Origin of the sequence: Streptomyces sp. NBC_01166, assembly GCF_045039765.1 — a bacterium.
In the GTDB taxonomy this organism is placed as follows: domain Bacteria; phylum Actinomycetota; class Actinomycetes; order Streptomycetales; family Streptomycetaceae; genus Streptomyces.
In genome coordinates this window covers 3,787,709-3,811,522 of the sequence record NZ_CP108613.1, presented here as the reverse complement: position 1 = coordinate 3,811,522, position 23,814 = coordinate 3,787,709, and the positions used below count along the sequence as shown (strand labels likewise).

The following is a 23,814-nucleotide window of genomic DNA, read 5'->3' as shown; positions in this document are numbered from 1 at the left end:
TCATCGGCCCAGGGCCCGTCGCAGGGCGGCGGGGCCGGGGCGCTCGCCCGCCCAGGCGATGTATCCGTCGGGGCGGATGAGCAGCGTGGTGGTGCGGTCGCCCGCCCAGTGGGCGTGGACGAGCGGGGCCGGTCCGGTCGGAGGGGCGGGGGCGTCGCGCGGTGTGACCAGGACGAAGGAGCCGTCGCGCAGGAGCTCCAGCAGACGGCCTTCGGCGAGCCGCAGGTCGTGGGCGCGGGTGCCCGACAGGCGGTGGCTGCCCTTCGGCGCGCCGTAGGAGATCCCGACTCCGGAGATTCTTCCGATGATCTTGTCCGAGGCCGGGCGGACGACGGAGAGGGCGCTGGTGAGGGCGGCCCGCACAAGCCGCTGCAACGGGGTCCTGGCCATGGCAAGACGGATGATCGCACCGCTGGCGCGCAGGACCTGGGAGCCGACCGGGTGCCTCTCGGCGTGGTAGCTGTCGAGCAGTGCTTCCGGGTCGGTGGCGTGCCCGCGCAGGACGGCCGCGAGCTTCCAGGAGAGGTTCGCCGCGTCCTGGAGGCCGGTGTTCATGCCCTGGCCCCCTGCCGGGGAATGGACATGGGCGGCGTCACCGGCGAGGAAGACCCGGCCGGCGCGGTAGGCGGGCACCTGGCGTTCGTCGCTGTGGAACCGTGAGACCCAGCGGGCGTCATGCATCCCGTGGTCGGTGCCGAGCGCCGTGCGCGTGATCTCGCGCAGCTCGTCGAGCTCCACGGGGTCGCCGTCGTCGGCCTGGTGGGTGCGGTCCCAGCCCATGACGCGGTACCAGCCGTCGCCGAAGGGGGCGATGAAGGCGAAGGCGTCGCCCGCGCCGTTGACCGTGAGCACCCCGGTGGGTGCCTCGGTGAGCCGGACATCGGCCAGGACGATGGACTTGATCACGGCTTCACCGGGGAAGGGCAGGCCGAGTGCCCGGCGAACGGAGCTGCGCACGCCGTCCGTGCCCACGAGATACCGGGCCTCGACGGTGGAGCGGATGCCGTCGGCGTCGCGTATCTCGGCGGTGACCGTGTCTCCGGCGGCGGGGCGGCTCAGACCGAGCAGCTCCGTCCCGAACCGGAAGTCCACGCCGGCCTTGAGCGCGCGCTCCCTCAGCAGGTGTTCCACCTCGTACTGCGGAGTGATGAGGAGGAAAGGGAAGCGGGAACGGAGCCGGGTGAGGTCGAGCGAGAGCCGGCCGAAGAGCTGCATCCGTCTGAGACGCGTGCCGGTCGCGACCAGCGCGTCGGCGAGACCTCGCGTGTCGAGCAGCTCCAGCGTGCGGGCGTGCACGGCGAAGGCGCGGGTCAGGTTGCCCGTCTCCTGCGGGCGGCGCTCGACGAGGGTGACCGCCAGACCCTGGGCGGCGAGGTCGCCCGCCAGGAGCAGGCCGGTCGGGCCCGCGCCCACGACGACGACATCGGTGGTGCCGGAGTGGCTGGATCCCGTGCTGGACGTGCCGGTCATGACGGCCTCCGTATGGCAAATGCCAACGCTTGTTGGGCAACGCTTGTTGGCAACGGTAGAGCGGGCGTGGATGGCTTGTCAACGGATGTTGGCCTACAGTTGTTGGCATGACAGTGCGCGCCCCCTCCCCACGCCGTTCGGACGCCACCAAGGCGGCGATCCTCGAAGCCGCCCGTGAGCGGTTCGCCGCCGACGGGTACGAGCGCGCCACGATCAGGGCCATCGCCCGTGACGCGTGCATCGACCCGTCGATGGTGATGCGCTACTTCGGCTCCAAGGAGGGGCTGTTCGCCGCCGCCTCCGCGTTCGACCTGCGGCTGCCCGCTCTGGGCGCGCTGCCCGGCAAGCACATCGGCGCGGTGCTCGTCGGGCATTTCCTGGACCGCTGGGAGCAGGACGACGTGCTGACGGGCCTGCTCAGGGTCGGCGTCACCAACGAAGCGGCGGCCGAGCGGATGCGAGCGGTCTTCACCGAGCAGCTCGGGCCGATCACCGAGGGAGTCTGCCCCGACCCCACCGACGCCCCACGGCGCGCGGCGCTCGTTGCCTCGCAGATCCTGGGCATGGCGCTCGCCCGGTACGTCCTGCGGTTCGAGCCCGCCGTCGCCATGTCCCGGGAGGAGATCGTCGCCTGGCTCGCGCCCACGGTCCAGCGCTATCTGACGGCCGAACAGCCCTGAGCGGGGGCCCGAGGCCCTCAGGCCGTCGGTGCCTGGCTCCCCGCCGCCCCGCCGAATTCGCGCACGGCGTCCGTCACGATGCCTTCCAGGCGGGCGTGGTGGGCGCCCCGCCAGTACACCCGGCCGCAGACGGTGCACTCCGCGAACACGTCGTAACCCGCCTGTGTGCCCTTCTCCAGCCGGGAGCTCACGGAGTCCTTGTCGGCCGCGGTGAGCTGCCCGTTGCAGGCGGTGCAGCGGGTCCAGGGCGCCAGTACGGGGGCGAAGCGGCCCAGGACGTCGCGGAGCTGTTCGTCGGGCCGGTCGCTGTAGACGTACGCCCCCGCCCAGATCTCCCTGCGTCGGAGCAGCCCGCGGTCGCGCGAGAGCATGACACGTCGCTGTTCAGCCGAGAGGGCGGCCAGCGCCGGGTCCCCGAGGTCCTCGCTCTCGTACGCGGCGTCCACGCCCAGGAGCCGCAACCGCCGGGCGAGCGTGCCGAGATGGACGTCCAGCAGGAAGCGCAGCGGTGCGCCCGGGACCTGCTGGGGGCGTCGCACCGCCCGCACCTCGACCAGCTCGCCGGCTCCGGGGATGTGGGACACGGGCACGGGGCGGCCGTCGACGAGGAGCTGCCCGGCCTCGGTGAGCGGGACGCCGAGGGACTCCACGACATGTCCGAGGGTCGACGAGCCGTCCGTGGTGACGGCCGTGCGCCCGCGTCGGCGGTCGTGGGCGACGAAGAGCCGCAGTTCCGGGGCTACTTCGAGGGTGATCTCGGGTCCGTTCACCTGGTCAGGATGCCATTGCGCGAGGCGTGGCGGCGAGAGCTTTCCGGCCGCCACGTCAGAGCGGGGCGGCACGGCGACGGCCGCGCCGGCGGCGGACGTGATGCCGGGGCCCTGGGAACCGGTGAGGACCGCCCACCCCGTCCCGTGCACCTCGTGACCCTGCCGCGGGGGCGGGGCGCTGTCAGCGCTGGGCGAAGGCCGTCGGGGGGACGCCGACGGTGGCCGTGAAGTCCCTGACCAGGTGCGCCTGGTCGCTGTAGCCGAGATCGGCGGCGAGCTCCGCCCAGTCGGGCTCCGGGTCCGTCCCGGCGCGCTGCAGCGCCTCGTGGATGCGGTGGCGGAGGATGACCCACTTCGGCCCGACCCCCACATAGGCGGAGAACAGCCGCTGCAGCGAGCGGACGGACAGGCCCGCCGTGCGGGCGAGGGCGTCGACCCGCAGCAGCGAGCGGTCCGTGCGTACGAGCTCGGCGAGCTCCGTGGCGAGTTCCGCCTGGGGGTCCGGCGGTGGGAGGAGCGACAGGGCGTACGTGTCCAGAGCCGCGACCCGGGCGTCCTCGTCGGCCGGGTCGAGTACCGTCCGCGCCGTCGCGGAGGCGGGCTGCCCGTGCTCCGGGACGGCCAGCGCCTCGTCGGCGGGGACCCGGCGTCCGGTCCACTCCGACACGGGCCACTGCGGGGCGAACGGCCGGAAGGCTCCCGGCCGGAACTTCACGCCGCACACCCGTCCCCTGCCCTCCAGCCGCCGGCTGAACAGGCCCTGCACGATGCCGTAGACCTCGGCGGAGTCCTCCTGCTCCGCCTCGCCGCCCGACTCCGTCCGCTGGAAGACCAGGTGGACGCTCGGGTGCGGCACCACGTGCGAGGTGTACGGCTCCGGGAGGTCCCAGTCGATCAGCCAGTAGTGCTCCAGATGAGGACGCAGCGCGGGTGCGGGGTCGCGGAGGCGGAAATGTACGCGGGTGAACAGGTCAGGGGCGTCGACGATGCCCCGCGTCTCACGTCCGGGTCCGGCCATGGCCGGATCCTATGGGGTGGCACTGTCGTGTTTCTTCAAGACGCCATGGCCCGCCGGGTGCATCGTCGGAGACATGAAGACGATCAGCGAACTCCTCGAGAAGGCAGCCGCGCAGGCGGTCCCCGTCGTGCGGGGAATCGACGACGGCCGGCTGGCCGACGGCACGCCGTGCAGCGAGTACGACGTCCGGGCCCTGCTGAACCATCTCTTCCTGGTGATCGACAACTTCCGGATCCTCGCGGCCAAGGGAACTCCCGACTTCAGCGGCACCGAGGACGTCGTCACGGGGGACTGGCGCGGCCGGTTCGACGACAGGACGGCGCAGCTGGTGAAGGCGTGGGCCGAGCCGGGTGCGGAGGAAGGAGAGGCCGGAGGCATGGCGATGCCGGCCAGAACGGTGGGGCTCATGGTGCTGGGGGACCTGACCGTCCACGCCTGGGACCTGGCCCGGGCCACGGGCCAGGACTTCGCGCCGGACCCGGCCGTGGTGACGGAACTGGAGCCGGGACTGGCGGCGATGGCCCCGCAGGCGCGGGAGATGAAGGTGTTCGGCGAGCCGTTCCCCGTGGCGCCCGGAGCTACCGCTTTCGAGCGGGTGCTGGCCGTGACGGGCCGCGATCCCGGCTGGCGTCCGGCCGGCCGCTGACGGCCGGGGCGCTCCCGGCCGGATGGGGGCCGGCCGGATCGGCGTAGAGCCTGCCGAGGCCGGCGTACGCGCTGTCGACGACGGCGTCGGCCCGGACCAGCACGTCGCGTGCCGCGAGACGGGCCGCCCGGCGTGTGTACGGCGGCGGGGGCTTCCGGCGCTGCCGCCGGCAGTCGCAGACGGCGTACACCCCGCTCGCGATGACCACCGCCGGGACGGCCAGGGTCAGCAGCAGGTCGTCCATGCAGGGGCCTCCTCGGGGGTCGTGCTCCTTGCATCGGCAGACCCTGCGGTGCGGCTGGAGATCATTCTTCGGCCAATGAATGGCCGAAGAATGGTCTTCGCGCCCCGAGGACGACAACCCGGCAGCCCCGCCGGGCCGTCAGGGCCCCAGGGGTCACGCGTCCGGTGGCCCGCTCCGGTCCAGACGTATGCGCAGGGCCTGGGCGAACTCCTCGGCCCGCGCCAGCTGGACCCTCAATTTGGCGACCTGCTCGGACGCCGTCCGCTCGTAGGCGGTGACCCGCTCCAGGAGCTCGTTCCGCTCGCCCGCCGCCAGTTCCCCGTCCTCGTCGAGCCGGGTGACCACTTCCAGCAGCCCTCGCATCTCGTCCAGGGTGAAACCGAGGGGCTTCATCCGGCGGATGACCATCAACCGGGCCACATCCGCCTCGGTGTACAGCCGGAACCCGCCACGGGAGCGTGCGGAGGGAGCCACGAGCCCGGAGTCCTCGTAATGCCGGATCGTGCGCAGGGACAGCTCGGTGCGCGCGGCGACCTCGCCGATCTGCATGTGCTCGTTGCTCACGGTGCCCACGTGCCCTCTCGACTCCCGCCGTGACCACGGGAGGACGGCGTTCCGTTCCCTACCCTAACGTTAGGGTAGAGTTGCTCGGCGCCGGCTGTCCGGGGCCGACGATGCCCCCGGCGCGGTCCGGGCCGGGCGATCGGGGCCGGCCCGACCAGGAGCCCGGCGACCGGTGGAGCGCGTGCGCCCGTCACGGTCGCTCACCGCGATCCCGGCGACGGCCGCGCGCTGTCCGCCCCCATACTTCCGTCCGCCGCCGTGGACGATCCGCGGGACGCCGTCCGGCCTCCGCGCCCCCGCACACCCCGGTCCGCCGGGCATGCCCGAGCAACGACAGGTCACGCCTCCCTTGCCCTCATCCGTACTGTCCCCGGCCGGCCGGCTGCGCGGCTTCCGGCCCTCCTGGCTGTCCCCGAAGGTCTTCCGCACGGAGGTCCTGGCCGGCCTCGTGGTGGGGCTGGCGTTGATCCCCGAGGCGATCTCGTTCTCGATCATCGCCGGGGTCGACCCGGCGGTCGGCCTGTTCGCCGCGTTCACGATGGCCGTCGTCATCTCGGTCGTCGGCGGCAGGCCGGCGATGATCTCCGCGGCGACGGGCGCGGTCGCACTCGTGATCGCCCCGCTCAACAGGGAGCACGGATTCGGATACCTGATCGCGGGAGTCATCCTGGGCGGGGTCTTCCAGGTCGTCCTCGGCGCGCTCGGTGTCGCCAGGCTGATGCGGTTCGTGCCCCGAAGCGTGATGGTCGGCTTCGTCAACGCGCTGGCGATCCTGGTCTTCATGGGACAGGTCCCCGAACTGAGCGATGTCCCCTGGCCGGTGTATCCGCTGGTCATCGGCGGGCTGGTCCTGATGGTGCTCTTCCCGAGGATCACCAGGGCGGTTCCGGCCCCGCTGGTCTCCATCGTCATCCTGACCGCGATCACCGTCGCCGCGGGCATCGCCGTGCCGACGGTCGGCGACAAGGGCGAGCTGCCCTCGTCCCTGCCGGTCCCCGGCCTGCCCGACGTGCCCTTCACCCTCGACACCCTGACCACCGTCGCCCCCTACGCGCTGGCCATGGCGCTCGTGGGCCTGATGGAGTCGCTGATGACGGCCAAACTGGTCGACGAGATCACCGACACCCACTCCAGCAAGACCCGTGAGTCCATCGGCCAGGGCATCGCCAACATCGTGACCGGCTTCCTGGGCGGCATGGGCGGCTGCGCCATGATCGGCCAGACCATGATCAACGTAAAGGTCTCCGGCGCCCGCACCCGGCTGTCCACGTTCCTCGCGGGCGTCTTCCTCATGGTGCTCTGCATCGCGTTCGGACCGCTCGTCTCGCGCATCCCGATGGCGGCCCTCGTCGCGGTCATGGTCATGGTGTGCTTCGCCACCTTCGACTGGCACTCCGTCGCGCCCGGGACCCTGAAGAGGATGCCCGCCGGGGAGATCGCGGTCATGGTGATCACGGTGGTCTGTGTGGTCGCCACCGAGAACCTCGCCGTCGGCGTGGTCGTCGGCTCGGTCACCGCCATGGTCATCTTCGCCAGGAGGGTCGCCCACCTGGCCGACGTCACGTCCGTCACGGACCGGGACGGCGGCCGGGTCGTCTACTCCGTCTTCGGTGAGCTCTTCTTCGCCTCGTCCAACGACCTCGTCGGACGGTTCGACTACGCCGCCGATCCCCGGCTGGTCGTCATCGACCTGACCGCGGCACACATCTGGGACGCCTCGGCGGTCGCGACGCTGGACGCCATCACCACGAAGTACGAACAGCGCGGGAAGAGCGTGGAGATCATCGGCCTCAACGAGCGGAGCGCCGATCTCCACGGCTCGCTCAGCGGCCGGCTCGCCGGGGGCAACTGAGCCTGCGCGGAAGCGGTGACGCGCCGAGGGGACAGTGGGGAAGGCGCCGCACCCGCCCGGCCCGGGGGCCCGCGCGAACTGTGTGCTTCTCGTGAAGTTCCTCGGTGCGTACGGTGTGCGCGCCGCTCCGCGCTCATGCCCGCGCAGGGGGGTGGGTTGCCATCAGCTCCTCCGCTGGGCAATGGTTGCCGGTGGGAAAGTGATTCTCATCCACTGGGAAGGTGGTGCGACTCGCCGCAGGCGGGTCCCCCCTCATGGCACCTCTGAAGGAACCCATCGCAAAAAGAACTCAGCAGGATCCAGCGTCCGAGACCGACCTGTGGGGCCAGGCCCCGTACGCAGTGCTCGTCGTCGACACGGCCGGAACGGTCGTCGACCTCAACCCGGCCGCCGAGGCGCTCCTCGGGGGCGCGCCTCGGGGCACCGCTCTGACGGAGGCGGTGCCGGCCTGGCTGGCACGTGCCCACCAGGAGGCGACCGGCCCCGCCCCCCGTACGGCCGGTGACGACCCGGCCTCCGGCCCGCGCGGCACCGCCTTCCACGGGCGGATCGGTGCGCGGAGCTTCGAGGCGCACCCGGCCCCGAACCACAACGGCGACCTGGTGTGGTGGCTGGCCGACACCACCGACCGGCAGTCCGCCGAGGAGGAACTGGCCGCGGAGCGCGCGCGCACCACCTTCCTGGCCGAGGCGTCGAACGTGCTTCTGGCCTCCTTGAACACCGACCGCTGCATGCGGGTCACCGCGCAACTCGCCTCCCGGCACCTCGCCGACGCCGCCGTCGTCATCGGGCCCGCCGTCGGGCGGAAGCTGCCCGTGGCGTACGCGGTCGAGGGCAAGGCGGCGGTGTGCGGCACGGTGACGGCGGACCCGGCACAGGTGCCCGGCCTGAGCGAGGCGCTGCAGGGCTTCCCGCCCGTACCCTCCCGGTGGATCGACCCCGCCTCACTGCCCGCATGGCTTGTCCCGGAGGACTTCGCCGGCACCGTCGGGTCGGCCGCCGTCACCCCTCTGCCGGGCCACGGGGTCCCGGCGGGGGTCCTGGTCCTGCTGCGGGGCACGGGGGCCACCGAGTTCGACGAGAGCGAAGAGGTCTTCGCCCGGCTGTTCGCCGCGCGGGCCGGCGCCGCCCTGTCCGCCGCTCGGCTGTACGCGGAACAGAGCGACATCACGCGGACCCTGATGCGGGATCTGCTGCCTCCTGAGCTGAACCGGGTGCACGGGGTCGAGTTCGCCGGCGGCTACCGGCCCTCCGCCGACCGTGACCGGGTGGGCGGTGATTTCTACGACGTGCACCCCGGCAGCACGCCCGACGACGCGTCACTGGCGGTCCTCGGTGACGTGTGCGGAAAGGGCCTGGACGCGGCGGTGCTCACCGGCAAGATCCGCAACACGCTCCAGGCGCTCACGCCGATGGCCGGCGACCACGAGCAGATGCTGCGGCTCCTCAACGGGGCACTCCTCAACTCGCACCACACCCGCTTCGCGACCCTGGTGCTGGCTTCGGTCCGGCGCGAGGAGAACCGGGTGCGGCTGCGCCTCACATCGGCGGGCCACCCCGCCCCCCTGGTGATCCGCAACGACGGCCGCGTCGAGGAGATCGAGACCCGGGGGACGCTGGTCGGGGCGCTGCCCCACATCGAGGCCGGCACCGTGGAGACCGATCTCCTGCCGGGCGAGACGTGTCTGCTCTACACAGACGGTGTGACCGAGGCACGCGGCGGCCCCCTCGGCGACGAACTCTTCGGTGAGGAGCGGCTGAGGCGGGCCCTGGCGGAGTGCGGGGGCATGCCGGGCACGGCCGTGGTCGAGCGTGTCCAGGTGCTCGCGTCCCAGTGGCTGAACGACGGCCGGCACGACGACATGGCCCTCGTCGCGATCACCGCCCCGCTGACCACCCATCTCAGCGCGGTGGACGGCCATACCCGGGGCAGGTACACGGGATGAGCACACACACGCTTGCCGCTCCCCGGATGCGCGGCCTTCAGGACCGGTTGTGGGCCGCGGTGACCGACCGGGACGAACACGCCGCCGCCGCGGTGATCCTCACCGCTCTGGACGACGGGATCGACGCGGAGACGGCGCTGCTGGACGTCATCGCGCCCGTGCAGGCGAGGGTCGGCACCGAATGGGCGGCCAACCGCCTCAGCGTGGCGCAGGAACACGCGGCGAGCGCCATCGCCGAACGGGTCATCGCCGCGCTCGCCCACCACCCGGCCGTGCGCACCGAACCGCGGCTGGGCCGGGTCACCGTGGCCTGTGTGGACAAGGAATGGCATGTGCTGCCGGCTCGTCTGCTGGCCGAGGTCCTCACGCTGCGCGGATGGCAGGTCGACTTCCTCGGGGCGCAGGTGCCCACGCCCCATCTCATCGGTCACCTGCACACCAACGGTGCGGACGTGGTCGCGCTGTCCTCCTCGATCCCCACCCGGCTGCCCACCGCGCACGCGGCGATCACCGCCTGCCAGGCCGTAGGAGTACCCGTGCTGGCGGGCGGGGCGGCTTTCGGGCCCGACGGACGCCACGCGCGCCGGCTGGGCGCCGACGCCTGGGAGCCGGACGCGCGCTCGGCGGCACGCCGTATCGCGGACGGCATCGCGGTGCCGTCCGCCGGCAGGCAGCAGATCGACGATCTGCCGCACCTCGGCGACCAGGAGTACACCCTCGTCGTGCGCAGCAGGCCGCAGCTCGTGCGGGAGGTGCTGGCCCAGCTCGAGACCCGCTTCCCGGCGGCGGCCACCTACACGGAGCAGCAGCGCGAGCACACGGCGCAGGACATCGCCCACATCGTCGACTACCTGGGTGTGGCCCTCTACATGGACGACGACGAGCTCTTCACCGATTTCCTGGCGTGGACCGCGGGCATCCTGGAGGCACGGCGGGTCCCGGCAGTGTCCCTGAAACCGGTCCTCGACGTCCTGGGGACCGAGCTCAAGGACTTTCCCCGGTCCACCCGGCTGCTCGGCCGGGCGCGCACCGTCCTGGACGCCTTCCTGACGACCGCCGGCCACCACCCCGGAGCCTTCGGATGACCGGACTTCCCTCTCCGCCGTTCACCGTGGGTGTCGAGGCCGGCCCGGATGCCGTACGGCTGCGTCTCGCCGGTGACCTGGACTTCGACACGAGCGACCTGCTCGTGGAACGGGCGCGGGCCTGCCTCGCCGCCGAGCCCGGCCCGCAGGACCTGTTCCTCGACTGCTCCGGGCTGCGGCTCTGCGACTCGATGGGTGTCTCCAGTCTCCTGCTGATCCACCGGGGCACCTCGTCCCGCGGTGTGGCGCTGCACCTGGAGAACCCGCCCGCCTTCCTCCGCAGGATGCTGGACGTCACCGGGACGGCGCGGCTCTTCGTCCTCGACGGAGCCGGCCGGCAGACCGAGCAGGAGGAAGGTACTCCTCCCGCCCCGTCCGGCTGACGGCCGGGGCGGTCACCGAGCGGTCGGCGGCGCACCGAGGGCCGCGTCGAGCGTTGGGTAGCTCCGGAGCACACGGTCCACCCCCGCGGTCCGCAGGAGCCGCGTCAGGGTCGTGCCCGGTGCGGCGATGCGCAGATCCGTCCGCTGGTGCACCTCGATGAGGAGACTGAGGAACGAGGAGTCCGCGAAGGTGATCGCGGACGCTTCCAGTACGACGGTCTCGTGCCCGGCCACGGCCTGCCACATGGCGACGAAGAGCGGATCGACGCTGTCGGAGTCGAGATCGCCCTGAGCCCGGACGACCCAGTGACCGTTGATCTCGCCTTCGGCCGCCACCACGGGAAGGCCGGCCGGCGCGGAGTTGTCGAGGTGATCGCGGGCCATGCGGGAATTATGCCAACTGCCGGTGACCACCGGCGCAGCCGCCGTTCGGCGCCCGCTCAGGTGAGGGCGATCAGCGCGACGATGTGCTTGCCCTCGGGGAGATACGTGACGGACACCCGCTTCGCCAGACGGCGCACCAGGAGCCAGCCGTAGCCCCCGACCGAGGCGGCGGACGGATCGCGTTCCGCCGTGACCGGCGGCCGGGTGCTGGCATCGCTGACGGTGAGGAGGAGGCCTTCGTCGGTGATCTCCGTCGTGAATCCGGTGAGCCCGCCGCCGTGCCTGACGGCGTTGGTGACCAGCTCCGACGTCACCAGCAGCGCGTCGGCCACCACGACATCGGCCGGCCCTTCCCCGTCCAGCCCGCAGAAACGCTCCTGCAGGAGCCGGACGACGGCGTCGCGTGCGGCGGCCGCGTTACGCGGCACGCCGGGCGCGCGGCCCGTGCCCCCCGGCTTCTCCGGAGCAGGCGAGCCGACGGCCTCGTCCGGCTCTCCGGCCCGACGGCTGCCGTCCTCAAGCACTTCTCGTTCCCCGTCCATTACCCTCTGCGCCTGCCCGAACGGTCTCCGGTCACACTCCCGGCCGGGGAACCGGCCGACGGACGGCGCCTCCCGCAGGCGCTCAGCATGTCAGCGCCGCGTCCACCGTGTCGGCGAACGTGAAGACTCCGCCGGTGCCCGAGACGTCGAAGAGCCTGCGTACGCCCGTCCCGAGCGGCCCGGCCAGGATCAGCGGCACCCCGGCCGCGGCGTGGCGGTGCTGTGCGTTCAGCAAGGCGTGCAGCGCCGCAGAGTCCGCGAACTCCAGCCCGGACAGATCGGCCACGGTCAGCCGCCCCCCGCTCCCGGCCGCCTCGTCCAGCGCCTCGGCCAGTCCGGAAGTACCCGACCACCCGTCCAGGCTTCCCCGGACACGGATCAGTACGACACCGTCATCCGTGGCCTCCACGACCACGCGCAGTTCATCCGCCGTCATGGGTCGCATTTTCCTACACCGGAGGAACCGGGGAAACCGGCTGCAGCGTCAGGGCCACACCAGGCAGTACGCCTGGTGGCCCGCGTCGTGCAGCCGGTGGGAGAAGTCCTGCCACTCATGGAGCAGTTGGTAGACGTTGAACGCGTCGCGCGGGCCGCCGCGGTCCGGGACCGTGGACCAGATGAAGGCCGCCGCGCCGACCGATTCCTCACCGACGTCCCGCAGCGGGTCGACCACCGTCATCGGCAGCTTGACCACGGCGTAGTCGGGATGGAGCACGACCAGCTCCAGCGGGGGCACCTTGTTCAGGGGTATGCCCTGTATGCCGGTGAGCACCATGGCCGCCACCGTCTCGGGCTTGATCTTGCTGAACATGCCGCCCATGCCCAGCTCGTCGCCGCCCAGCTCCTCGGGACGCATGGAGATGGGCACACGTGCGGCGGTGGCCCCGTCAGGGGCACCGAAGTACTTGTAGGTCACCCCCACCCGTCCACTGCTCCTGCTCCCCGAACCGTCGACGCCGCCCGCCTGGACGTCCCGTACGCGCTCGGCCTCGCGTTCGGCCTTACGCCGGTGCCGCCCTCGCCGGGCAGGCTCGGGCCCCAGGTCGTCGGTCCCTTCGCCCACTCCGCCACCGCGATGCATATCTCATCCACCCGACTACTTCTTAGGAGACACAGCCCCGCCGCGCAACCCGATCATCGTCAGTGACCTCCCCCACGGGCGTGCGGTGAAACACCTGTCCGCAAGACCGTCGACGCCTCTGACACCATGGCATGTGTGAGCTTTCCCTATGACGCCCCAGTTTCGCAGACGCGAGGAGACTGACGCCCTTTCGTTGTACGAGCCTCATACGGGGAGAGCGCGCTCCCCGCTCACCGGCGGCCGGGAATTCCGGCCAGGCCCCCCGAAACCCGAATCGCAGATCAGGACCAAAGTGGCGTATTCATACGAAGCCCCAGTTTCGCAGACGCTTTTCGACCGTGCGTCCCTCGTGACGCCCGGCGGCGTGAACTCTCCCGTGCGTGCCTTCCGGGCCGTGGGCGGTACGCCCCGGTTCATGGTGTCCGGTACGGGTCCGTACCTCACCGACGCCGACGGCCGTGAGTATGTCGACCTCGTGTGTTCGTGGGGGCCGATGATCCTCGGCCACGCGCACCCGGAAGTCATCGCGGCCGTCCAGGACGCGGTGGCCCGGGGTACCTCCTTCGGTACGCCGGGGGAGGGCGAGGTCGCGCTCGCCGAGGAGATCGTGGCCCGGATCGAGCCCGTGGAGCAGGTGCGGCTGGTGTCGTCCGGCACCGAGGCGACCATGTCCGCGATCCGGCTCGCCCGTGGTTTCACCGGGCGCGCCAAGGTCGTGAAGTTCGCCGGGTGCTACCACGGGCACGTCGACGCGCTGCTGGCCTCGGCCGGCTCCGGGGTCGCCACCTTCGGCCTTCCCGACACGCCCGGCGTGACCGGGGCCCAGGCGGGCGACACGATCGTGCTGCCGTACAACGACCTGGAGGCCGTGCGCGCCGCGTTCGCCGCGCAGCCGGGTGAGATCGCCTGTGTGATCACCGAGGCGTCGCCGGGCAACATGGGCGTCGTACCGCCCCTGGACGGCTTCAACGCCGGGCTGAAGGAGATCTGCGCGGCCAACGGCGCGCTGTACATCTCCGACGAGGTGATGACCGGATTCCGTACGTCCAAGGCCGGCTGGTACGGCATCGACGGCGTGCGGCCCGACCTGATGACCTTCGGAAAGGTCATGGGCGGCGGCTTCCCCGCCGCGGCCTTCGGCGGCCGTGCCGACGTGATGGCGCACCTGGCGCCCGCGGGCCCCGTCTACCAGGCGGGCACCCTCTCCGGGAACCCGGTCGCCACCGCTGCCGGCCTCGCGCAGCTGCGGCTGCTGGACGACGCGGCGTACGCGAAGGTCGACGCGGTCTCCGCGGAGCTGCGCTCCCTGGTGGGCGAGGCGTTCACCAAGGAGGGCGTCGCGCACACCGTGTCGGCGGCGAGCAACATGTTCTCCGTCTTCTTCACCGACGAGCCCGTCCGGAACTACGAGGACGCGAAGAAGCAGGAAGCTTTCCGCTTCACGGCGTTCTTCCACTCGATGCTGGAGCAGGGCGTCTATCTGCCGCCGTCCGCCTTCGAGTCCTGGTTCGTCTCCACCGCCCACGACGCGCGGGCGCTCGAGCGGATCGCCGCGGCGCTGCCCGCCGCCGCCCGTGCCGCATCGGAGGCCACCGCATGAGCGAGAACAGCGCGAAGGACATCACCGTCGTCCACCTGATGCGCCACGGTGAGGTGCACAACCCGGACGGCGTGCTCTACGGACGCCGCGCCGGCTACAGCCTGTCCGAGCTCGGCCGCAAGATGGCCGACCGGGTCGCCGAGCACCTGGAGAAGCGCGACATCACGCATGTCGTGGCCTCCCCGCTGGAGCGCGCCCAGGAGACGGCCACGCCGATCGCCAAGTCGCACGGCGTGGACCTGGCGACCGACCGGCGTCTCATCGAGGCCGCCAACGTCTTCGAGGGCAAGACCTTCGGGGTCGGCGACGGCGCGCTGCGCAAGCCCGAGAACTGGAAGCACCTCACCAACCCCTTCAAGCCGTCCTGGGGTGAGCCGTACATCGAGCAGGTCGTACGGATGATGGGCGCCCTGGACGCGGCGCGTGACGCCGCCCGGGGGCACGAGGCGGTCTGCGTCAGCCACCAGCTGCCGATCTGGATCGTGCGGAGCTTCGTGGAGCGGCGCCGGCTGTGGCACGACCCGCGCAAGCGGCAGTGCACCCTGGCCTCGCTGACGACCTTCACGTACCAGGGCGACGAGATCGTGTCGGTCGGATACACCGAGCCCGCCCGGGACCTGGTGCCGGCGCATCTCCTCGCGGGTGCGAAGCCGGTCAAGGGGAAGTCCAAGGCGTTCGGGGCGTAGCCGCCCATGTGCCGCGCGCCGGGGCTCGCGTTTCCCGCCGTCCTGTATGCCGTGTGCAGCACCTGTAAGGGTCTGTTCACGTAACAACTTTTGTGATTATCGGTGGAACCGTCGTGTTGGTTTCCTCATCTAAGCCATCGCCAGTTTGTATGGCCTTGAGGTAATACGACCGCAGATGGGGACGCTATGCGTGAAATCAACCGAAGGGGCCTGCTCGGGGCAGGGCTCGGAGCCGCAGCCGCGCTGTCGATGGCCGGCTGCGGCTCCCTCGGATCGTCGGACAGCCGGGCGGATCCCGAAAAGAGTTCCAACGGCGGCAAAGGGACGCACGGGAATGGCGGAGGCGCACCCGGAAAACAGGTGAGACTGATCGGTGACGGCTCCACGTCGGACACCGGAAAACAGCCGAATCAGCCCGTCGCCCCCGTCCCGCTCGAACCGGGCCAGAAGCCGCCGCAGTTCGTGATCTTCTCCTGGGACGGGGCGGGCGAGGTCGGCAACGGACTCTTCCCGCGCTTTCTCGAACTCGCCAAGGAACACGACGCGGCGATGACCTTCTTCCTCTCCGGGCTCTATGTGCTGCCCGAGTCGAAGAAGTCGCTGTACCGCCCGCCCAACAACCCCCGGGGCGCCTCCGACATCGGTTATCTCACCGATGACCACGTCAAGCAGACCCTGAAGTACGTCCGCCAGGCCTGGCTCGACGGGCACGAGATCGGCACCCATTTCAACGGGCATTTCTGCGGCGGTTCCGGATCGGTGGGCAACTGGACACCCGCGCAATGGCAGAGCGAGATCGATCAGGCGGTGTCGTTCGTCACCGAATGGCGGACCAACACCGGGTGGGAGGATGTCGAACCGCTGCCGTTCGACTACCGGAAGGAATTGGTCGGGGGTCGTACGCCCTGTCTGCTCGGCCAGGACAATCTCCTCCCCACCGCGAAGCAGCTCGGCTGGCGGTACGACGCGAGCTCGCCGGGCGGCAGCCAGATGTGGCCCGAGAAGCGCCAGGGCGTCTGGGACCTTCCGCTTCAGGGCATTCCCTTCCCCGGCCACACCTTCGAAGTCCTCTCCATGGACTACAACATCCTCGCCAACCAGTCGAAGAATTCGACCAATGGCATGCCCTCCCGCTATCCGGGATGGCGCACCCAGGCCACCGACGCGTATATCGCCGGATTCGACCGCGCCTACGAGACGAACCGTGCGCCCTTCTATGTCGGAAACCACTTCGAGGAGTGGAACGGCGGCATCTACATGGACGCCGTGGAGGACGCGCTCAAACACATCGCGGGCAAGCCGGATGTGCGCCTCGTCTCCTTCCGGCAGTACGTCGACTGGCTCGACGCACAGGACCCGGCGGTGCTCGCGAAGCTCCGTACGCTCCAGGTGGGACAGGCCCCCGAAGGTGGCTGGAACGCCTTCTTTAAACAGGCTTGACAAGGGGCTTTACGGTCACCGAGGGGGGTGCCCAAGATCCCCGGAACTGCCATGCGAAACTTTTCACATGAGCTCTGGCCGCGTACCCCGACGCCGCTTCACCCTGCTCGCCGCAACCGCGGTGGCCGGTGCCCTGACCCTGTCCGCATGCAGTGGTGACGGCGCCAAGGCGGGCGGCGGCGGCAACACGAATTTCGTCACCGGCAGCGGAGGGATCTCCACCGTCGCCAAGGGCGAACGCACCGACGCGCCGAAGCTGGACGGCACGACCCTGGACGGCAAGGACCTCGCCGTCGCCGACTACAAGGGCAAGATCGTCGTCCTGAACTTCTGGGGATCCTGGTGCGGCCCGTGCCGCGCCGAGGCCAAGCACTTCGAGAAGGTGGCGAAGGCGACCGAGGACCAGGGCGTCCAGTTCGTCGGCGTCAACACCAGGGACCCGCAGAAGTCCCTCGCGGTCAGCTTCGAGAAGGACTTCGGGGTCACCTACCCGAGCATCTACGACCCGACCGGGAAGCTGCTCCTGCGCTTCCCGAAGGGCACGCTGAACCCCCAGGCCATCCCGTCGACCGTGGTCATCGACCGGGACGGGAAGCTCGCCGCCCGGTCGCTCGCCGCGCTCGACGCGGAGAAACTGCGCGAGATGATCGACCCGCTGGTCGCGGAGAAGTGACTCCGGTGCTCGAACTGGCCGCGGCCGGCGGAAACGAGACGGTCCTCAGCGGAGCTCTCATAGTGGCGCTGCCCATCGCTCTGCTCGGCGGTCTCGTCTCCTTCTTCTCGCCGTGCGTCCTGCCCCTGGTGCCCGGCTACCTCAGCTACGTCACCGGGGTCAGCGGCGCCGACCTGGCCGAACAGCGGCGTGGCCGAACCGTCGCCGGGGCCTCGCTCTTCGTGCTCGGCTTCACCGTCGTGTTCGTGTCCGGTGGCGCGCTCTTCGGCTTCTTCGGGCAGACGCTCCAGGAGTACAGCGGGACGCTGTCCAAGGTCCTCGGCGTACTGATGATCCTCATGGGAATCTTCTTCATGGGCCTCATGCCCTGGATGACGCAGCGCGAGTTCCGCATCCACAAGCGGCCGGTGACCGGCCTGGCCGGCGCACCGCTGCTCGGCGCCCTCTTCGGGATCGGCTGGACGCCGTGCCTCGGGCCGACGCTCGCCTCCGTCAACACGCTCGCCTTCACGCAGGCGACCGCGGGCCGCGGGGCGATCCTGTCCGTGGCGTACTGTCTCGGACTCGGTGTCCCCTTCGTCCTGGCGGCGGTCGCCTTCCGTAAGGCGCTCGGAGCGTTCGGCTGGGTCAAGCGCCACTACGCGTGGGTCATGCGCATCGGCGGCGGCATGATGATCGTGACCGGACTGCTCCTGCTGACGGGCGCCTGGGACGCGCTCATCCAGGAGATGCAGGCCTGGTCCAACGGCTTCACTGTAGGGATCTGAGTCCATGAGCAACACGCACACCACGGACGAGCGCGACCTCGGCGAGGCCGGAGAGCAACTGTCCACCGCCCCGCGCGAAGAGTCCGCGTCCTCCGTGCCCGCGATGGGCGTCATCGGCTGGGCCCGGTGGTTCTGGCGCCAGCTCACCTCGATGCGGGTCGCGCTGATCCTGCTCTTCCTGCTGTCGCTCGGCGCGATCCCCGGCTCACTGATCCCGCAGAACAGCGTGGACGAGCTGAAGGTGCAGACCTTCAAGGAAGCCCACACCACCGTCACGCCGATCTACGAGAAGCTCCAGTTCTTCGACGTCTACAGCTCGGTGTGGTTCTCCGCGATCTACATCCTGCTGTTCGTCTCCCTGATCGGCTGCATCGTCCCGCGCACCGGCCAGTTCGTCGGCCAGCTGCGCGGCCGTCCGCCCGGCGCCCCGAAGAAGCTGACCCGGCTGCCCGCCTACACCACCTGGCGCACCGACGCCGAGCCCGAGCAGGTCCGCGAGGCCGCGCTCGGCATCCTGCGCAAGCGGCGCTTCCGCTCGCACGCGGTGGGCGACGCGGTGGCCGCGGAGAAGGGCTATCTGCGCGAGACCGGGAACCTGCTCTTCCACATCGCGCTGATCGTCATGCTCGTCGCGTTCGCCGGCGGGCAGCTCTTCAAGTCCGAGGGCGGCAAGCTGATCGTGGAGGGTGACGGCTTCGCCAACACGATCACCCAGTACGACGACTTCAAGTCCGGCTCGCTCTTCGACACCGACGACCTCACCCCCTTCAGCTTCGACCTGGAGGACTTCGTCGGCACGTACGAGCGGAGCGGCCCGCAGCGCGGCACGCCCAGGACCTACGAGGCCCGCGTGACGTACGCCGAGGGCGCCGACGGTGAGCCGAAGAAGAAGGTCATCGAGGTCAACAAGCCGCTCGTCGTCGACGGCACGAAGGTCTACCTGAACGCCCACGGCTACGCCCCCGTCATCTCGGTCAAGGACGGCAAGGGCAAGGAGGTCTACAGGTCCGCCGTGCCCCTGCTGCCCATCGACAACAACGTCACCTCGACCGGCGCGATCAAGGTGATGGACGGCTACAAGGGGACCGACGGCAAGAAGACCCAGCTGGGCTTCCAGGCCTTCTTCGTACCGACGTTCGCGGGCAACGGCCAGGGCACGATGTTCTCGCAGTACCCCGGACTCGACTACCCGGTCCTCGCGCTCAACGGCTACTACGGCAGCCTCGGCGTCGACTCCGGACTGCCGCAGAACGTCTACCAGCTCGACACGTCCAAGATGAAGGAATTCAAGGACAGCAACGGGGACAAGCTCAAGAAGCGACTGCGCCCCGGCGAGACCATGAAGCTCCCGGACGGCGCGGGCTCGGTCACCTTCGAGAGCGTCGAGGAATGGGCCAGCTTCCAGATCTCGCGCCAGCCCGCCAGCGGCTGGGCGCTCACCGGCGCCGTCGCCGCCATCATCGGGCTCGCCGGTTCGCTCTTCATCCAGCGCCGACGCGTCTGGGTGCGGGCGGTCCGGGGCGCGGACGGCGTCACCGTCGTCGAGATGGCGGGCCTGGGGCGGAGCGAGTCCGCGAAGCTGCCCGAGGAGCTGGCCGATCTCGCGGTCGCGCTCAACACCGTGGCGCCCACCGCGCCCGATCTCGAACCCGAGACCGAACAACCCTCCGAAGAACCTGCCGAAGGGGCTGAGAAGTGAATCTCGCCGCCGCAACCAACGAGAATCTTGCGAACATCAGCAACACGCTGATCTATTCGTCGATGGCCGTCTACACCCTGGCCTTCTTCGCGCACATCGCGGAGTGGGTGTTCGGCAGCCGCAGCAAGGTCGGCCGCACGGCCGCCGCGCTGAAGAAGGACTCGGCCACCGGCGGTTCGACGGTGAAGGTGCAGGCCGCCCAGGGCGGCAGCACCGCAGTGCTGGAGCGCCCCAAGATCGTCACCCGTTCCGCCGCCGGGACCCGGGACGTCCCGGACGGCCCCGGAGCCGCGGGCGGCACCTTCAAGGGCGACCTGTGGGGGCGGATCGCGGTCTCCCTGACCGTCGTCGCCTTCGCCGTCCAGGCCGGCGGAGTCGTCGCACGCGCCCTGTCCGTGCAGCGTGCCCCCTGGGGCAACATGTACGAGTTCTCGATCACCTTCTCCACCGTGGCCGTCGGTGCGTACCTGATCCTCCTGGCGCTGAAGAAGAACGTCCGCTGGATCGGTCTGCTGCTGGTCACCACCGTCCTGCTGGACCTCGGCATCGCGACCACCACGCTGTACACCGACAGCGACCAGCTGGTCCCGGCGCTGCACTCCTACTGGCTGTGGATCCACGTCTCCACCGCCATCATCTGCGGCGCCGTCTTCTATCTCGGCGCCGTCGGCACGCTGCTCTACCTGTTCCGCGACAGCTACGAGAACAAGATCGCGAACGGTGGCACGCCGGGCAAGTTCGCGACCTCGGTCCTGGAGCGGCTGCCCGCCGCGAAGACCCTGGACACCTTCTCGTACCGCATCAACGCCGCGGTCTTCCCGCTGTGGACGTTCACGATCATCGCGGGCGCCATCTGGGCGGGCGACGCCTGGGGCCGCTACTGGGGCTGGGACCCCAAGGAAGTCTGGTCCTTCATCACCTGGGTCGCCTACGCCTGTTACCTGCACGCCCGCGCGACGGCCGGCTGGAAGGGACGCAAAGCGGCCTACCTGGCGCTGATCGCCTTCGGCTGCTGGCTCTTCAACTACTACGGCGTGAACATCTTCGTCACCGGCAAGCACTCCTACGCCGGAGTCTGACCGGCACAGCCGCGAGGGCGCGACCGCTTCGGTGCGGTCGCGCCCTCGCGGCATGTACGGGCGTCAGCCGAGCGGGGTGTCCAGGACCGCCTTGCGGTGGCTGAAGGTCTCCAGGGAGTACCGGCCGTGGTAGCTGCCCATGCCGCTCTCGCCGACCCCGCCGAACGGCAGGTCGGACACGGTCAGGTGGGCCAGCGGCAGGCCGATGCCGACCCCGCCCGAGGACGTCTCGGCCAGCAGCCGCTCGCGTACGGCGGGGGACTCCGTGAACGCGTACAGCGCCAGGGGCTTGTCCCGGTCGTTGATGAAATCGATGGCCTCGTCGAGGCCGTCCACGGTGAGGACCGGCAGGACCGGGCCGAAGATCTCCTCCCGCATCACGGGGGAGTCCGGGGCGACATCGGCCAGCACGGTCGGGGCGATGTACTTCGTGTCCCGGTCGTGGGCGCCGCCCGTCACCGTACGGCCGGAGTCCAGGAGGCCCACCAGCCGGTCGAAGTGGCGCTCGTTGACGATCCTGCCGTACTCAGGGCTGGTGGACGCGTCCTGCCCGAACAGCCCCTCGACCGCAGTCGCGAGGGCGTCCGCCAGGGCCGGCGCGGTCTCCGGGTCGGTCAGGACGTAGTCGGGCGCGACGCACGTCTGGCCGGCGTTGAGGAACTTCCCGGAGGCCAGCCGGGCGGCCACCGTCTTCAGGTCCGTGCCACGGTCGACGAACACGGGCGACTTGCCGCCCAGTTCGAGCGTCACCGGCGTGAGGTGCTTCGCCGCCGCGGCCATCACGATGCGGCCGACCGTGCCGTTGCCCGTGTAGAAGATGTGGTCGAAGCGCTCGGTGAGCAGCGCGGTGGTCTCCGGGACCCCGCCCTCCACGACGGCGAGTGTGTCGGCGTCCAGATACTCCGGCAGCAGCCGGGCCAGGGCGGCGGAGGTGGCGGGCGCCAGCTCGCTGGGCTTCGCCACGACGGTGTTGCCCGCGGCCAGCGCGCCGGCGACCGGTGCGAGCAGCAGCTGCACCGGGTAGTTCCAGGGCGCGATGACGAGGACGACACCGAGCGGGTCCTGCACGGTGTGGGCGGTGGCCCCGGCGAGTACGGCCGGTACGGGAGCGGGCTCGGGCTCCAGCCAGCCGGCCAGGCGCTCCAGGGTGTGGTCGATCTCGCGGACCGTGAAGTCGATCTCGGTCCGGTAGGCCTCCTTGCGGCTCTTGCCGAGGTCGGCCCGGAGTGCCTCGGCCAGTTCGTCACCGCGCTCGGTGAGCAGGGCGCGCAGCCGCGTCAGCCGGTCCGTGCGCCAGGCGAGGTCCCTGGTGCGGCCGGTACGGAAGGCTCCACGGAGCCGGGCCACGACATCGGCCGGGGACTCCCGCACGGTCTCGGCGGCGCTCACAGGGCCGCCAGGATCTCGCGGGCCAGCTGCTCGGAGGAGGCGGGGTTCTGGCCGGTGTGCAGGTTGCGGTCGTGCACGGTGTGCACCGACCAGGCCTCGGCGGCGGTGTAGTCGGCGCCGAGCTCGACGAGGCGGTCCTCGACCAGCCAGGGCGCCTTGTCGGCCAGTCCGGCCTGGGCCTCCTCGACGTTGCTGAAGCCGGTCATGCGGTACCCGGCGAACGGCCAGCTGCCGTCCTCGCGGCGCGCGGGCAGCAGGGCCGCGGGGGCGTGGCACAGGACGGCCACCTGGGTGCCGGAGTCCAGGGCCGAGGTGAGCAGCCGGCCGGACGTCTCGTCGACGGCCAGGTCCTCCATGGGGCCGTGGCCACCGGGGTAGAAGACGACGTCGTACGACGTGGGCACGACGTCCTCGAGCCGGGCGGGGATGCGGAGCGTCTCGTCGATGGCGGCGAGGTACGAGGCCACGGCGTCGGCCTGGTCCTGGCCGCCGTTGTACTCGGCGGTGAGGCTGACGCTGTCCACGGTGGGGGCGACCCCGCCGGGGGTGGCGATGGTGATGTCGAAGCCGGCCTGGGAGAAGACCCGGTGGGGGGCGGCGAGTTCCTCCGCCCAGAAGCCGGTGGGGTGGGCGGTGCCGTCGTTGAGTGTCCAGTGGTCGGCACCGGTGAGGACGAAGAGTACGGAGGACATGGGGTGCTCCCTACGAGACGCGAGACGCGTGAAACATGAAGCTTGATATGCTCAAGCAATACCCTTCATGTAACGGGTCAAAGTTGAGCATGTCAAATGAATGCGGGTGCGTGGCGGACAGCGTCCGGGCCTCCGGACCACGCGCACCGATCGAAGGATGACCGACCATGACGACGGAACCGGCACCCCGCGCCGTCCCTACTCCGGACGAACTGCTCGAACCCCTCGCAGTCGTCGTCCGTGGCCACCACGACGACCTCACCGCCGTCGCCGGCCGCCACGGTCTCAGCACCTCGCAGGCCCGGGCGCTGATCGCCCTCAACGAACCCATGCCCATGAGCGCGCTGGCCAGTCATCTGGTGTGCGACGCGTCCAACGCGACCGGTCTCATCGGCCGTATGGAGGCCCGCGGCCTGGTGACGCGCACCCCGGCGCCGGAGGACCGCCGCTCCAAGGTGGCCTCCCGCACAGCGGAGGGCACCGAGCTGGCGCACCGCATCCGGGCCGAGATGCGCGTGGTGCACGGCGCGCTGGAGGCGCTCACCCCCGAGGAGCGCACGGCGCTGCTGCCCCTGCTCGACCGGCTGGGGCGGCTCCTGTCCTCGTGAACTCATGAACCGTGAGATGAAGTCATGAACCCGTGAGGACAGGGCTCATGAGGTGGCGGGCGGAGCCGAGTCGTCGGGGCCGGCGCCGCCCTCACGGCGCTTCAGGTCCTCCTCGCGGCGGCGCAGGTCGGCCTCCCGCTCGTCGAGGCGCGCCTCGTCGCTCCTGGTCCCGTCCCTCAGCGACTTCTCGTCCTTCAGCGACTTCTCGTCCTTCAGCGACTTGAGGAAGTCCGGGTTGTCGTCGGGCGCCACCCATGTCGTGCGGCGGCCGCGGTGCCATTCGGAGGGCGTACGGCCCCCGGCGGGCGCGTGGCGGGGCTTGCCCGCGGCCAGCCAGACGATCGGCCCGACGATCCAGAACAGCAGGATGATGAAGACCCAGGCGATCTTCGGCAGGTGCTTCGCCTCGTCCTCCGGGGTGTTCAGGCAGTCGATGAACGCGTAGATCGTCAGTGCCAGCGGCAGGAGATAGATCAAGGCCCTGAGCATGGTGGAAGGTCCCCCGAGGTGAGGTGG

The 23,814-nt window shown here is 70.6% G+C and carries 26 protein-coding genes; 14 read left to right on the top strand and 12 right to left on the bottom strand.

Annotation, left to right across the window (positions count from 1 at the left end):
* Window positions 1-1,470 carry an FAD-dependent oxidoreductase gene (locus tag OG379_RS17400; protein ID WP_405663808.1) on the bottom strand — a complete coding sequence of 490 codons (1,470 nt, stop codon included), beginning with the start codon at window positions 1,468-1,470 and terminating at the stop codon, window positions 1-3.
* A 107-nt stretch (window positions 1,471-1,577) separates the two neighbouring features.
* On the opposite strand from OG379_RS17400, the gene OG379_RS17395 reads away from it, so the two are divergent.
* Entirely contained in the window at window positions 1,578-2,150 is a 573-nt protein-coding gene (locus OG379_RS17395; protein ID WP_405663805.1) for a TetR family transcriptional regulator, read from the top strand.
* A gap of 17 nt (window positions 2,151-2,167) precedes the next feature.
* On the opposite strand, the gene OG379_RS17390 is transcribed toward OG379_RS17395, so the two are convergent.
* The gene (locus OG379_RS17390; RefSeq protein WP_405668550.1) at window positions 2,168-2,920 is read right to left on the bottom strand and encodes a Mut7-C RNAse domain-containing protein; all 753 of its coding nucleotides are present in this window, start codon (window positions 2,918-2,920) and stop codon (window positions 2,168-2,170) included.
* A gap of 181 nt (window positions 2,921-3,101) precedes the next feature.
* Window positions 3,102-3,938, bottom strand: a complete 837-nt coding sequence (locus OG379_RS17385; protein WP_393758442.1) for a DUF6597 domain-containing transcriptional factor — start codon at window positions 3,936-3,938, stop codon at window positions 3,102-3,104.
* Between the two features lie 73 nt (window positions 3,939-4,011).
* Here OG379_RS17385 and OG379_RS17380 point away from each other — a divergent pair, with 73 nt between their 5' ends.
* Complete coding sequence (locus tag OG379_RS17380) at window positions 4,012-4,584, top strand: TIGR03086 family metal-binding protein (protein WP_405663802.1); 573 nt, start codon at window positions 4,012-4,014, stop codon at window positions 4,582-4,584.
* On the opposite strand, the gene OG379_RS17375 is transcribed toward OG379_RS17380, so the two are convergent.
* Window positions 4,517-4,828 carry a hypothetical protein gene (locus OG379_RS17375; RefSeq protein WP_405663799.1) on the bottom strand — a complete coding sequence of 104 codons (312 nt, stop codon included), beginning with the start codon at window positions 4,826-4,828 and terminating at the stop codon, window positions 4,517-4,519. The genes OG379_RS17380 and OG379_RS17375 overlap by 68 nt on opposite strands.
* Before the next feature lie 153 nt (window positions 4,829-4,981).
* Window positions 4,982-5,392 carry a MerR family transcriptional regulator gene (locus OG379_RS17370; protein WP_405663796.1) on the bottom strand — a complete coding sequence of 137 codons (411 nt, stop codon included), beginning with the start codon at window positions 5,390-5,392 and terminating at the stop codon, window positions 4,982-4,984.
* 349 nt (window positions 5,393-5,741) lie between these two features.
* On the opposite strand from OG379_RS17370, the gene OG379_RS17365 reads away from it, so the two are divergent.
* The 4 genes from OG379_RS17365 to OG379_RS17350 all read left to right on the top strand — a co-directional run bounded on the left by OG379_RS17365 (window position 5,742) and on the right by OG379_RS17350 (window position 10,658).
* A complete protein-coding gene (locus tag OG379_RS17365; RefSeq protein ID WP_405663793.1) occupies window positions 5,742-7,244 on the top strand; it encodes a SulP family inorganic anion transporter in 1,503 nt (500 codons plus the stop codon).
* Window positions 7,245-7,498: 254 nt separating this feature from the next.
* On the top strand, window positions 7,499-9,190 hold the full coding sequence (locus OG379_RS17360; protein WP_405663790.1) for a SpoIIE family protein phosphatase: 1,692 nt from the start codon (window positions 7,499-7,501) through the stop codon (window positions 9,188-9,190).
* The gene (locus OG379_RS17355) at window positions 9,187-10,275 is read left to right on the top strand and encodes a B12-binding domain-containing protein (protein WP_405663786.1); all 1,089 of its coding nucleotides are present in this window, start codon (window positions 9,187-9,189) and stop codon (window positions 10,273-10,275) included. Before OG379_RS17360 ends, OG379_RS17355 begins: the two co-directional genes overlap by 4 nt.
* Window positions 10,272-10,658, top strand: coding sequence for an STAS domain-containing protein (locus tag OG379_RS17350; RefSeq protein ID WP_405663783.1), 387 nt, complete (start codon window positions 10,272-10,274; stop codon window positions 10,656-10,658). The genes OG379_RS17355 and OG379_RS17350 overlap by 4 nt, the downstream gene beginning before the upstream one ends.
* 12 nt (window positions 10,659-10,670) lie before the next feature.
* Here the strand turns inward: OG379_RS17350 and OG379_RS17345 are convergent, their stop codons facing one another.
* The 4 genes from OG379_RS17345 to OG379_RS17330 form a co-directional block, all read right to left on the bottom strand.
* The gene (locus OG379_RS17345) at window positions 10,671-11,042 is read right to left on the bottom strand and encodes an STAS domain-containing protein (RefSeq protein ID WP_405663780.1); all 372 of its coding nucleotides are present in this window, start codon (window positions 11,040-11,042) and stop codon (window positions 10,671-10,673) included.
* Window positions 11,043-11,098: 56 nt separating this feature from the next.
* Window positions 11,099-11,584: an ATP-binding protein gene (locus OG379_RS17340; RefSeq protein ID WP_405663777.1), complete on the bottom strand. Its 486-nt coding sequence runs from the start codon at window positions 11,582-11,584 to the stop codon at window positions 11,099-11,101.
* A gap of 82 nt (window positions 11,585-11,666) precedes the next feature.
* On the bottom strand, window positions 11,667-12,020 hold the full coding sequence (locus OG379_RS17335) for an STAS domain-containing protein (protein WP_405663774.1): 354 nt from the start codon (window positions 12,018-12,020) through the stop codon (window positions 11,667-11,669).
* A 48-nt stretch (window positions 12,021-12,068) separates the two neighbouring features.
* Complete coding sequence (locus OG379_RS17330) at window positions 12,069-12,665, bottom strand: hypothetical protein (RefSeq protein WP_393758460.1); 597 nt, start codon at window positions 12,663-12,665, stop codon at window positions 12,069-12,071.
* Window positions 12,666-12,957: 292 nt separating this feature from the next.
* On the opposite strand from OG379_RS17330, the gene hemL reads away from it, so the two are divergent.
* The 7 genes from hemL to ccsB all read left to right on the top strand — a co-directional run bounded on the left by hemL (window position 12,958) and on the right by ccsB (window position 20,609).
* On the top strand, window positions 12,958-14,265 hold the full coding sequence (hemL, locus tag OG379_RS17325) for a glutamate-1-semialdehyde 2,1-aminomutase (RefSeq protein WP_405663771.1): 1,308 nt from the start codon (window positions 12,958-12,960) through the stop codon (window positions 14,263-14,265).
* Complete coding sequence (locus OG379_RS17320) at window positions 14,262-14,951, top strand: histidine phosphatase family protein (RefSeq protein WP_393758464.1); 690 nt, start codon at window positions 14,262-14,264, stop codon at window positions 14,949-14,951. The genes hemL and OG379_RS17320 overlap by 4 nt, the downstream gene beginning before the upstream one ends.
* Before the next feature lie 186 nt (window positions 14,952-15,137).
* A complete protein-coding gene (locus OG379_RS17315; protein WP_405663768.1) occupies window positions 15,138-16,391 on the top strand; it encodes a hypothetical protein in 1,254 nt (417 codons plus the stop codon).
* 67 nt (window positions 16,392-16,458) lie between these two features.
* Window positions 16,459-17,064: a TlpA family protein disulfide reductase gene (locus OG379_RS17310; protein ID WP_401630769.1), complete on the top strand. Its 606-nt coding sequence runs from the start codon at window positions 16,459-16,461 to the stop codon at window positions 17,062-17,064.
* Between the two features lie 5 nt (window positions 17,065-17,069).
* Window positions 17,070-17,831, top strand: a complete 762-nt coding sequence (locus tag OG379_RS17305; RefSeq protein WP_405663766.1) for a cytochrome c biogenesis CcdA family protein — start codon at window positions 17,070-17,072, stop codon at window positions 17,829-17,831.
* Between the two features lie 4 nt (window positions 17,832-17,835).
* Complete coding sequence (locus OG379_RS17300; RefSeq protein ID WP_405663763.1) at window positions 17,836-19,530, top strand: cytochrome c biogenesis protein ResB; 1,695 nt, start codon at window positions 17,836-17,838, stop codon at window positions 19,528-19,530.
* Window positions 19,527-20,609, top strand: a complete 1,083-nt coding sequence (gene ccsB / locus OG379_RS17295) for a c-type cytochrome biogenesis protein CcsB (RefSeq protein WP_405663761.1) — start codon at window positions 19,527-19,529, stop codon at window positions 20,607-20,609. Before OG379_RS17300 ends, ccsB begins: the two co-directional genes overlap by 4 nt.
* A gap of 63 nt (window positions 20,610-20,672) precedes the next feature.
* Here the strand turns inward: ccsB and OG379_RS17290 are convergent, their stop codons facing one another.
* Entirely contained in the window at window positions 20,673-21,998 is a 1,326-nt protein-coding gene (locus OG379_RS17290) for an aldehyde dehydrogenase family protein (RefSeq protein WP_405663758.1), read from the bottom strand.
* Window positions 21,995-22,690, bottom strand: a complete 696-nt coding sequence (locus tag OG379_RS17285; RefSeq protein ID WP_393758477.1) for a type 1 glutamine amidotransferase domain-containing protein — start codon at window positions 22,688-22,690, stop codon at window positions 21,995-21,997. Before OG379_RS17285 ends, OG379_RS17290 begins: the two co-directional genes overlap by 4 nt.
* A gap of 167 nt (window positions 22,691-22,857) precedes the next feature.
* On the opposite strand from OG379_RS17285, the gene OG379_RS17280 reads away from it, so the two are divergent.
* Complete coding sequence (locus OG379_RS17280; protein ID WP_405663755.1) at window positions 22,858-23,298, top strand: MarR family winged helix-turn-helix transcriptional regulator; 441 nt, start codon at window positions 22,858-22,860, stop codon at window positions 23,296-23,298.
* Between the two features lie 45 nt (window positions 23,299-23,343).
* Here OG379_RS17280 and OG379_RS17275 read toward each other — a convergent pair whose 3' ends face one another.
* Window positions 23,344-23,787 (bottom strand): PLD nuclease N-terminal domain-containing protein, encoded by a 444-nt coding sequence (locus tag OG379_RS17275; RefSeq protein ID WP_405663752.1) that lies wholly within the window; start codon window positions 23,785-23,787, stop codon window positions 23,344-23,346.
* Between the last annotated feature and the right edge of the window lie 27 nt (window positions 23,788-23,814).